The 9,055-nt window shown below is 51.9% G+C and carries 10 protein-coding genes; 1 reads left to right on the top strand and 9 read right to left on the bottom strand.

Annotated features, from left to right (window positions below; genetic code table 11):
* Positions 1 to 187: 187 nt before the first annotated feature.
* The 9 genes from D1159_RS17945 to D1159_RS17910 form a co-directional block, all read right to left on the bottom strand.
* The gene (locus D1159_RS17945; RefSeq protein WP_161846972.1) at positions 188 to 1,006 is read right to left on the bottom strand and encodes a 2-C-methyl-D-erythritol 4-phosphate cytidylyltransferase; all 819 of its coding nucleotides are present in this window, start codon (positions 1,004 to 1,006) and stop codon (positions 188 to 190) included.
* Positions 1,007 to 1,012: 6 nt separating this feature from the next.
* Positions 1,013 to 1,519, bottom strand: coding sequence for an adenylyl-sulfate kinase (locus tag D1159_RS17940; protein WP_161846971.1), 507 nt, complete (start codon positions 1,517 to 1,519; stop codon positions 1,013 to 1,015).
* Between the two features lie 11 nt (positions 1,520 to 1,530).
* Positions 1,531 to 2,007, bottom strand: coding sequence for a hypothetical protein (locus D1159_RS19870; protein ID WP_243152383.1), 477 nt, complete (start codon positions 2,005 to 2,007; stop codon positions 1,531 to 1,533).
* Positions 1,976 to 2,602 (bottom strand): hypothetical protein, encoded by a 627-nt coding sequence (locus D1159_RS19865; RefSeq protein WP_243152382.1) that lies wholly within the window; start codon positions 2,600 to 2,602, stop codon positions 1,976 to 1,978. Before D1159_RS19865 ends, D1159_RS19870 begins: the two co-directional genes overlap by 32 nt.
* A gap of 190 nt (positions 2,603 to 2,792) precedes the next feature.
* Complete coding sequence (locus tag D1159_RS19860) at positions 2,793 to 3,236, bottom strand: hypothetical protein (protein ID WP_243152381.1); 444 nt, start codon at positions 3,234 to 3,236, stop codon at positions 2,793 to 2,795.
* 144 nt (positions 3,237 to 3,380) lie between these two features.
* Positions 3,381 to 5,486 carry a flagellin gene (locus D1159_RS19855; RefSeq protein ID WP_243152380.1) on the bottom strand — a complete coding sequence of 702 codons (2,106 nt, stop codon included), beginning with the start codon at positions 5,484 to 5,486 and terminating at the stop codon, positions 3,381 to 3,383.
* A gap of 152 nt (positions 5,487 to 5,638) precedes the next feature.
* Positions 5,639 to 6,004 carry a carbon storage regulator gene (locus tag D1159_RS17920; RefSeq protein WP_161846970.1) on the bottom strand — a complete coding sequence of 122 codons (366 nt, stop codon included), beginning with the start codon at positions 6,002 to 6,004 and terminating at the stop codon, positions 5,639 to 5,641.
* Between the two features lie 66 nt (positions 6,005 to 6,070).
* The gene (locus tag D1159_RS17915; RefSeq protein ID WP_161846969.1) at positions 6,071 to 6,307 is read right to left on the bottom strand and encodes a carbon storage regulator; all 237 of its coding nucleotides are present in this window, start codon (positions 6,305 to 6,307) and stop codon (positions 6,071 to 6,073) included.
* A gap of 357 nt (positions 6,308 to 6,664) precedes the next feature.
* On the bottom strand, positions 6,665 to 7,849 hold the full coding sequence (locus D1159_RS17910; protein ID WP_161846968.1) for an RNA-guided endonuclease TnpB family protein: 1,185 nt from the start codon (positions 7,847 to 7,849) through the stop codon (positions 6,665 to 6,667).
* Positions 7,850 to 8,344: 495 nt separating this feature from the next.
* Between D1159_RS17910 and D1159_RS17905 the strand changes: the two genes are divergently transcribed.
* Positions 8,345 to 8,929, top strand: a complete 585-nt coding sequence (locus tag D1159_RS17905) for a TetR/AcrR family transcriptional regulator (RefSeq protein WP_161846967.1) — start codon at positions 8,345 to 8,347, stop codon at positions 8,927 to 8,929.
* Positions 8,930 to 9,055 lie beyond the last annotated feature (126 nt).

The raw sequence follows: 9,055 nt of genomic DNA, 5'->3' as shown, positions 1-9,055 counted from the left end.
CCAATGGAGGACTTCCTCCGATGGTCAAACGACAGCAATACTATAATTCCCTGAAAAAGAAAGAGACTGCCTAGGATACAAAATCCTTGTGGAAAATGTGTCAACTAATATTGACAAAATCAAGACGCCCACAAGACCCGCTTGAATGGGACTTATGGGCGTTCTCTTTTTCCCTTATTTTTTCCCTTTAGTCCTCACACAACACCGCACAGCCTTTCACATGAAAAGCCCGAAAACACTGTGATGCAGGGACTTCACGCACAGGCCAGCACGGGGTCAAACATGGATGGTACAACTTTTTCTTTCGTTCAAAATCCAGACAAGCTGTGATAATATCCAGATCGTCTTGGGTGGATACATGAATTTTATTTTTTGCGGTATTTTTGGATAAATAGAGCGTTTCTCCCATAGCCAGAAACAGTGTCGGCGCATAGGATGCCGCAGATGTTTCAATCCCCCTGGCGTAGGCTTTTCGGTATAATACGTCAAAGGTTTTGAATGGTGCTGTCCATGGAAGATTGAGTGTCCGGTGGGTTTCTTTGGAATGAATATTCTTGGCGCTTATTCCATCGAAAGTTTCTGCGTTATTATAGATGCACTGCATCGCTGCAAAAGCATTCCCGCGCTCGCGGCATACTTTTAGGGAATCCGCAATGATTTCCTCGCTGACAAAAACACTTGTACTCATATTAAATATCAGCATGTCATTGTCTGCACAAATCCCCTCCAGGCCGAAGATGCCGTTGCGTGTAGAGTCTTGGCAGCTGTCTCCGCCCGGAACCACCCATTTTAGCTTGGTTATATGGTACTCGTGTACATACTGCCGGACTTCCTCCATATATTCCGGAATACAGACAACCTCGATGGCGTCAATCAAAGGTGATTTTTCGTATATCTCAAGCGCATATACCATTAAAGGTTTGCCAAAAACCTTTACAAACTGCTTGGGGACAGCAGCGCCAAGTCTTTGCCCAGTTCCTCCGGCCAATAAAGCAACAACGTTCATTTTCTCTCACCTTGCCCCGAACTTTTTTTCTATACGCATTACAATATCCCCTGGCAGCTCCAATCCATCGTTTTCAATTACCATATCCGAAAACTGTGGCTCATCAAAGGGAAGATCCACTCCAACGACATTTTTACCAGAGGTATATAACCCTTTTTGGTTGCGCCGCAACAGCGTTTCCCGCTTGAATTTGATGTAGATTGCGCGATAATTCTCTATGTTTTCACGGCCCCATGTGCGCACAGAGCTATACATGGAGATGCTGCAAATCACCACATCAATTCCTTGCTCCGCAAGCATCCTGCATAGGCGAAAAGCTCGTTGAGCGCCTTTCAGCCGGCTTTCGTCGGTGTATCCGATATCCTCGCAGAAAACGGGACGAATCTGATCACCGTCCAGCAAAACTGCATTCGGCTTTCTTGCCTTGAGCCGCCGGAAAAACATACCGCCAAGGGTGGTCTTGCCTTCCCCGGACAGACCGGTGAAAAAATAGACGGTTCCTTTTTCGCTCATCGGATCCCTCCTCAGCGGTACAGCGGCTGCTCCAGCAGCACGGGGTCAAGTTCCAGCTTACGCATCATGCGCAGAGGCTGGCCGTGTTTGTTGACGAAGCGTAAACCCTTTCGTATCAAAATGTCTGTAACTTCCACTCGGTTATTGTGATAATCTTTCAGTCTGTCATCCAGCATTTTCTTGCGAACCCGCTGTGCCTCCTCCTCCGGGACCGTTTCTCCGTTTATCAATATTTTTGCATCCTCATACATATTTTCCCATGCTTTGCGTACATAGATATCCAGTGTCGTAAAATCATCAATCAACGTACGAATCTGTTCTGAGTTCATTTCTTCGCCGCTATAATAGTGAAAGTTGTACCCATAGTACACATATAAATCCCGCATAAAATATTCAATATACTTCCGCTCGCTGTCGTTGACAAAATCGTCATATGTACGGTATACAGTGGAAGCATCAAAGCCGACCACATTTTCTATACCCAGCACCGCTTGCGTTGGATCCTGTTTTCCGTCCTCTGAACAGTAGGTCATACTCCTCTGAATGAAGTACCGCCCTGCCGGCCTGATCCACATGAATTTCATAAACGATATTGGAGAAGTGGGGCTGGAAAAACAACGCGGGCACAATCCGAGATGCTTTGTCTGTAAATGTTGTTCCGAATTGCTGGTTTAAGAATGCCGCAACGAAATAGTCCTTATCGCTGGGGTTCCGCATACTGTAAAGCTCCGCCACAATATGGGGGTTCCAGCTCGGAAACAGCTTGAGTGCGTCCTGTAAGCCCCCTGCCTTTTTGAAATGTTCCTTTTGCTTTTCAATGGTTTCATATGTATTTGACAGCATGACGGAGGGCAGAGCCACCAGATTGGGGTGAGCGTCGAAAATCTCGTTGAAAAAGTCGCCGCCGTTGTGGCTGGAAAGCTGAGTGTGCCAAATAAGCCGGTTATACTCGCTCAGGGCCACAGGCTGGACAGAGAACTGGCTATAATCTATGCCAAAGCGCTCCTTGAAGTCGATGGGATATTGGCGTTGCTCATCTTCAATCAGGAAAACGACCTTTTCGCGCTCCACCAGCGGCTTCACATTCAGCACCTGCATCCAGGCGCAAAAAATGCTCCAGTCTGTATAAGTCTGTATAATGGAGATAGATAATGGTTCTCGCGGCCCACATCCTCGCTCCGGCGTACATTGTCGTTGAGATATTCCAGCTCATATTGTGAAAAGACATCTCGGGCGAAAATTGGATTGTCCAGGTCTTTAAAAAAGTTGCGGCTTACCACTTGATCCCGAACATTAACGAATTCCCCGAATCGCCTTTCACCCACATAAAATGGAATGTATCCGTTATGGTCATCATAGGGAAAAAACGGATCGGCAGCTTATCAAACGGGGGGAAGTCACGTCGAAATAGATAGGGATATTTCTCCAAGCGTTTACAGTTGCGCTCATAGCGATCTTTCATCAGGCTTACATTTGGCGTATAAAAAAACGCTTCCATCAGGGCCAAAACATCCTCTGTGTGAAATCCATCATGATAAAGCGCCTGAAAGCAGGTGTAAGACACACGATAATCTCCGCCATGCTGGAGATTGTATGCCGCAGCCTCCATCTTTTCCGCAGATCCCAGTTCCGTGTTTATCGCAAGGTTATATGCTTTAACGGCGTCTTCTGTTTGTCCCAAGGCTGCCATGCGGCGCGCAATTTCAATCGCATGCATCGTAAAAAACTGCTTTCCGCAGCATTGGAGAAAGCTTCCGTCTGCCGGAAGATTTCTCCAAGATCCGGTTAAAAAGCAAAGGGGCGGGCCGAAGCCCGCCCCTAGTGTTAGGGCTATACGATTTTACCAAGAATGTCCAGCCACTTACTGCAAGAGCTGGAGTACGCCCTGGGGCACCTGGTTGGCCTGGGCCAGCATAGCCTGGGCAGACTGGATCAGGATGTTGTTCTTGGTGTAGGCCATCATTTCCTCGGCCACGTCCACGTCGCGGATGGTGGACTCGGCGTCCTGGATGTTCTCCGTCATGACGGACAGGTTGTTGATGGTGTGGTCCAGGCGGTTCTGGGTGGCGCCCAGAGTACCGCGGACATCGGACACCATGTTGATGGCGGCCTTGATCTTGTCGGTGGCGGCCTGGGCCAGTTCCTCGGTGTTGATCTTCAGATCCTTGATGCCCAGGGAAGCGGCGTGCATATCCTGCACGGCCACGTTCAGCTGATTGTAGCTGTCGGCGGTGTCGCCGATCTGGAGGGTCAGGCCCTTGCCCAGCACCACGGGAGCCTTGTCTTTGGCCGTGGCAGCGCGGACGGTGACGGTGTTGGTGCCCTCGTCGTACTCGGAACCGCTGATGGCGGCGGCCAGGTTCTTGCCAGCGCCGCCCTTAATGGCCACGTAGGTGATGTCGCCGCCGGTCTGGGCCAGCTTATCCTTGTCATCGGTGAACTCGTACCGCTTGCCGTCGATGGTCAGGGTGTTGCCCTCTACGACCTTGTCGTCGGTGACGGCGATCTTGGTGCCGACGTTCTTGGCGGCAGTGGCGGCGGCCTGACCGGAAATCACAGAGGCCACATCGTCATAAGTCTTGAGGGCCTTGGTGGTATCGGTGGTGCCGGCAGTCTGGTCAATGTGGATGGTATCACCGCCCGCAGAGGAGATCTTCCAGGTACGGCCGTTAGCGGTCCCGTCGGTCTGGCCAGTAATCGCGGTCTGCTTAGACAGGAGGTCGACAGCCATGTGGATGCGTTCCTCATCAGTCTTGCCCTTGCTGACATCAATGATGGTTTCGCCATTGCTGGCAGTCGGCGCAGTGGCTTCGGTCTGGAACATATACGTGGTGCCGTCGATGGTCAGGGTATTGCCCTGCTTCACCAGATCGGCAGTCAGTTTGATGTCCACACCGGCCATGGTACTGGGGCTCTTGGCGATGGCGTACTCCACCTTAGTGGTATCATGGATCACGTCGCCGGTCTGAACCGCGCCGCCAGCGTTGGAAACCTTAACGCCCTGGCCCATGGCGGTATTAATAGCATCAGCCTGTGCCTGGGTGAACCCGTCGGTATCAGCTGCGGCAGCCTTAAAGGTGCCACCGTCAAACCGTCCGGCATAAGTGAACGTAATCTCCGCGTTGTTGCCACCAACGGTAAACACCATGTCCCCGATCTTGAAGCCGTCATTCTTGGTAGTATCAGCACCATTGTGGGTGCCGCCGGCGGTCTGCACAGCGTTGGTATCGCTCTGGAGCGCGGTTTTCAGGGCGGTAGCCAGGTCGGAGGCAGAGTAGTTGCCGGCGCCGTCACCGCCAGTGGCGGTCAGTGCAATATCAAAATCCTTGCCCAGAACGTTGATCTTCGCGGTGCCAGCAGCAGTTGCTTTCAGCGCGAGGCTACCAAGGTCAATGGTGAAACCGGGAGCAGTCTGAGTGGCGACGCCGCTCACCTCGGTGTGCAGGTTAGCGTTGTTCAGAGCCAGATCAGAGCCAGCAATGGCACCTGTGCTGGCCTCCACAGCCGCAGCATCGGAGAAGCTGAAAGCGTCCTTATTCAGGCCCAGGGAGCCGTCCAGCAGGTTGATGCCGTTGAAGTTGGAGGAGTCGGCGATGCGGTTGATCTCGCTGAGCAGCTGGTCGACTTCCTTCTGCATCTGGGCGCGGTCGGTGGTGTTGTCATAAGTGCCGTTGGCGGACTGGGTGGCCAGCTCCACCATACGGTTGAGCATGTCATGGACCTCAGTCAGGGCGCCCTCGGCGGTCTGCACCAAAGAGATGCCGTCCTTGGCGTTCTTCTGGGCGGTCTCCAGGCCGGTGATCTGGGCGCGCATCTTCTCGGAAATGGCCAGGCCGGCGGCGTCATCGCCGGCGCGGTTGATCTTGTAGCCGGAAGACAGCTTCTCCAGGTTCTTCTTCATTGCCGCTACATTGTTGGTGTAGTTGCGGTATGCGGACATCGCCATGATGTTGTGTTGGATCCTCATTTTATAGTCCTCCTATAAATAAAATGATTGCTGAGGTTAATCCGGTGCGCCGGTGCGTCCTTACACCAACGCTGGGCGGAGTACCGTCCGGCAATCCGCTGTGCGCACAGCGTCCGGCCTGACCGGTACGGAACTATCGTTCAACCGGCTCGTCAGCCGGATGAAGCCTGGGTGGCCTGCTTTGCTTCAACGGGAAACATATGGTTCAGCTGCCGCCGCAGGGCTTTCACATCGTCGTCCCTGCCGTCCATCTGACGCAGCAGTGCACGCATGGCAGCAAGGGCCTGCGCCTTGCTCCGATCCCACGGAATCTCCCGCTTGTGATAGCGGGGGGGATCGAACACGCAGTCCGGGCGCTCCGCACCATGCCGTTCCAGGACCGCTCCACGTACAATGGGAATCTCTCGGGGGGCCTTAATCACCAGCTTGCAGCGGTCGCCGGTAATCCGGTCCAGCTGAATTACCACGTCGCTGCCGATGGTCAAATACTCCCCCTGATTCAATCCCAGGCAAAGCATAATCACAGCTCCTTCCTTTTTTCGCGGTTCAAAACTCCGTTCTTCCGCGCATTGAGCGGGTATTTTTTATTCAACCCGTTCAGCCGTTTTTATCCTTCCGGCTTTTCTCTTTTTTTCGGGCGGCATATTGTACAGGCAGGCCGGACGCGCTTTGCCGTTCCGTTCCAGCACCTCGCCCCGCAGGACGGTCATTTCTTTCGGGGCCTGCACCGATAAGCGAATGGTAGAATTGCAGAATACCTGAATGACAAGATCCTCGCCGATGGTCAGGTACTCTCCATCTTTAAACTGCAATGACAGCATGAACGGACTCCTTTCACCGCTAAAAGCCTTGTCTCAGCCTCATCCTTTTGGCTGATTTTCATCATAATTTCATAGTCATAATGTTTTGGACGCTCGTCAGGGCGGAATCCGCTGCACGCCCGTTTACCGCTTGCGCCGGGCTTCGCTTGGGTACCCTGTGAGCTTCAGGCACGATCTCAAAGAAAAGGCGCCCTCTCGTTTCCCACTCAACGGCTTTTGGGAAACGCTGAGTGAAACGGGATTGCACCGCAATTACGCTTCACTCAACGCTCCCAGCCGGAACCATGGGCTTTCACCGGCGCCCCAGCCGGCACATCCTTTTTCTTGAAAGAAAAAGGATGCAAAAAGAACTTTAATTCACGCGCTTTTGCGCGCCGCTTCCTGATTAAAATATTGGTCAAGGCCCATGGCCTTGATGTTCTTTGCGGCGTTGACCTCCCGATCCTGTCTTGCGCCGCACTTGGGGCAGGCCCAAGCCCCCTTTTGATGGGGCCTGTCGTTTCGGACGAACCCGCAGGCCGAACAGGTTCTCGTGGTGAGGGCTGCACGGTCCACCACAATCAGCGTCTTGCCCTGCCGCGCCAGCTTATACCGCAGGCACTCCCGGAACATTCCAAACCCAGAGTCCAACGCATTCCCAGGCAAAATCTTTTTTTGAGAAACATCCCGCATGGAGTCGTCCCTCACGCACACGGCGTCCCAGCCGTTGGCTATCCGGCTGGACTGCTTGTGAATGAAGTCCTTGCGCTGGTTGGCAATGTGCTCATGAAGCGCTCGGTATTTCTGAACCGTATCCAGATAATTTTTTGACCCAGGCTGCATCCGGTTAAGCTGCCGCTGAATTTTAACTATCTTTTCATAGGACTGCCTCAGCCAGTGGGGGGGATCAGCCGTCTCGCCGTTGTCCGCCACATAGAAATGCCCCATGGAGTATTTCAGGCCCAACGTGGTTTCAGGGGCTGGCGCAACTGCCTCTGGGGTTTTCACCTCGTACCCATAGAGAATATAGCAGTAATATTTTCCGCTCTTGGTCTTCTCCACAGTGATACGCTTGAGTTTCCAGCCGTTTCGAGGGCGGCGGGGAAACTTGGCTTTTACAATCCCCGCCTTGGTCATACGGATACCGTCCTTGGTAATATAGATGGTGGGGCCGGACTCAAATTTGTGATTGCAGGCGGTGAAGGAATCCTTATCAGTTTTCTTCTTTTTGAATTTGGGCGGACCAAAGCACTCAGGATTTTTGAAGAACACGCGAAACGCCTGAGAGAGCTTGTTGTGTTCCTGAATCAGCGCCTGATTGTCTACCTCGCGGAGAAAGGGAGCCTCGTTCTTGTATTTGGCGGGAGTAGGGATGAAATGCTTATCTGTTTCAATGTAAAACCGCTGCTGGTCGGCCAGCATCCGGTTCCAGATGTAACGGCAGCAGCCGAAGGTCTTTTCAAACAGCTCCGCCTGGGCCTGTGTGGGACAGAGCCGGGCTTTGATGGTGGTGAACTGGACTGCTTTTCCCGCTGTAAGGCCCCGTGTCTGTCCCCCCGCCATACCGCCCCCTCCTTTTTTGAGACTTTGCAAAATTGTACTTTTACAAACTAAAAATTGCCCCGCAAAAAATTTTCTCAGAACCACTTAATTTCCCGAATAAGGGGCCGATTATATGGGTGTAGGCAAGAGAAGAAGCCGGTTTGTAAAAGTACACCTTTACAAACCGGCTTCTTGTTTTAGTTATCTGGCTTTTTCAAACGGAAGCAGCCAGCATCAACAAGCCAGCGCCAAGTATATGTTTTCCCTGCGATGAGCGCCTATCAATTAGGGTTGAATGTTGTCCCAATGGATGCTATACTTTGCTTACAATAAATAAAGATTTGTGGTTGACAGGGCAAGATACAAGTATAAAAGGGCCAGATTTGCTTTGACTTAAAGGATAAAGCTAATTCCAGAATGTTATAAAACAGTAAACGAAACGCCTGAAACGACACAAGAGAACCTGATACCTATTTATATATTGAGCGCCAATGACTCAATAATGCGGAGGCTTTTATGTCACAGATGACAAAACGGGCGTTGGAGGCATCGCTGAAAAAGCTACTGCTCCAAAAGCCGCTGAATAAGATCACCATCAGCGACATCGCGGAGGACTGCGGGATCAGCCGTATGACCTTCTACTATCACTTTAAGGATATTTACGACCTGGTGGAGTGGGCCTGTGTGGAGGACGCAGCTCAGGCCCTGGCAGGCAAAAAGACCTATGACACCTGGCAGGAGGGCTTCCTAAACATCTTTTACGCGGTGCGAGAAAACAAGCCCTTCATTATGAATGTATACCGCGCCGTAGGACGGGAGCGGGTGGAGCAGTACCTTAACCCGCTGATCCACAGCCTGTTGCTGGGCGTGATCGAGGAAAAATCAGCGGGAATGACGGTAAATGAGGCGGACAAAAATTTCATTGCCTATTTTTACGATTACGCTTTCATCGGCATTGTGCTGGACTGGATCAGCGACAATATGCGGGGCGATCCTGCCGTCATCGTAGAGCATACCAGCAGGCTGATTCATGGAAACGTAGTCCGGGCACTGGATGCCTTCCGCATTGACAAGCCCTTACATTCCGTCCAAAATGATTAAAAACCTATCAAACAGCCAGGCGTGATAAAAGTTTTATCACGCCTGGCTGTTTCAGCTTGTCGAAAAGCGGCCTGCCAGGAAAAAGTTCTGGCAGGCCGCAAAGCATAAAGATACATAAGGGCAGCA

The organism is Pseudoflavonifractor sp. 524-17 (assembly GCF_009935845.1).
In the GTDB taxonomy this organism is placed as follows: domain Bacteria; phylum Bacillota; class Clostridia; order Oscillospirales; family Oscillospiraceae; genus Pseudoflavonifractor_A.
This window is presented reverse-complemented; position numbering and strand designations above follow the sequence as displayed.

Excerpts from the sequence above, each read along its gene's own strand:
- D1159_RS17940 (WP_161846971.1), bottom strand. The coding sequence starts at position 1,519 with ATGAGCGAAAAAGGAACCGTCTATTTTTTCACCGGTCTGTCCGGGGAA.
- D1159_RS17945 (WP_161846972.1), bottom strand. The coding sequence starts at position 1,006 with ATGAACGTTGTTGCTTTATTGGCCGGAGGAACTGGGCAAAGACTTGGC.
- D1159_RS17920 (WP_161846970.1), bottom strand. The coding sequence starts at position 6,004 with ATGCTTTGCCTGGGATTGAATCAGGGGGAGTATTTGACCATCGGCAGC.
- D1159_RS19855 (WP_243152380.1), bottom strand. The coding sequence starts at position 5,486 with ATGAGGATCCAACACAACATCATGGCGATGTCCGCATACCGCAACTAC.
- D1159_RS17910 (WP_161846968.1), bottom strand. The coding sequence starts at position 7,849 with ATGGCGGGGGGACAGACACGGGGCCTTACAGCGGGAAAAGCAGTCCAG.
- D1159_RS17915 (WP_161846969.1), bottom strand. The coding sequence starts at position 6,307 with ATGCTGTCATTGCAGTTTAAAGATGGAGAGTACCTGACCATCGGCGAG.
- D1159_RS17905 (WP_161846967.1), top strand. The coding sequence starts at position 8,345 with ATGTCACAGATGACAAAACGGGCGTTGGAGGCATCGCTGAAAAAGCTA.
- D1159_RS19860 (WP_243152381.1), bottom strand. The coding sequence starts at position 3,236 with ATGCATGCGATTGAAATTGCGCGCCGCATGGCAGCCTTGGGACAAACA.